At 63.9% G+C, this 604-nt stretch carries 1 protein-coding gene; it reads left to right on the top strand.

Annotated elements, in window-relative coordinates; all coding sequences use genetic code 11:
- Positions 1-604: transposase (locus tag A5789_RS01455; RefSeq protein WP_197516530.1), on the top strand; the 604-nt coding region annotated here is incomplete at both ends.

Genomic DNA, 604 nt, shown 5'->3' with positions numbered 1-604 from the left:
TCGCCGTCGCGAGCCCGGACCTGCTGCGCGAGATGATGTCCACCTTCATCAAAGCCCTGATGAGCAACGAAGCCGACTCGATGTGCGGTGCCGGCTACGGCGAACGATCCGATGAACGCGTCAACAGCCGAAACGGATACCGCCACCGCGACTTCGATACTCGTGTCGGCACGATCGACGTCGCGATCCCCAAACTGCGTCAGGGTAGTTACTTCCCGGACTGGCTGCTCGAACGCCGCAAACGTGCCGAACGAGCCCTGACCTCGGTGGTCGCCACCTGTTATCTGCTCGGGGTGTCGACTCGCCGGATGGAGAAGCTCGTCGAATCCCTGGGTGTGACAAAGCTTTCCAAGTCCCAGGTGTCGGTCATGGCGGCCGAGCTCGACGCTCAGGTCGAGGCGTTCCGCACCCGCCCCCTCGATCAAGGCCCGTACACGTTCGTGGCTGCCGACGCGCTGGTGTTGAAGGTCCGCGAGAACGGGCGCGTGGTGAACGTGCATGCCCTGGTCGCGACCGGTGTCAACGCTGATGGCTACCGTGAAATCCTGGGCATCCAGGTCACCAGCGGCGAGGACGGAGCCGGCTGGCTGGCATTCTTCCGCGA

The organism is Nocardia sp. 852002-51101_SCH5132738, assembly GCF_001665695.1.
Classification (GTDB): domain Bacteria; phylum Actinomycetota; class Actinomycetes; order Mycobacteriales; family Mycobacteriaceae; genus Nocardia; species Nocardia nova.
The sequence above is the reverse complement of the archived record's forward strand: the minus strand, read 5'-3'. Positions and strand labels throughout refer to the sequence as shown.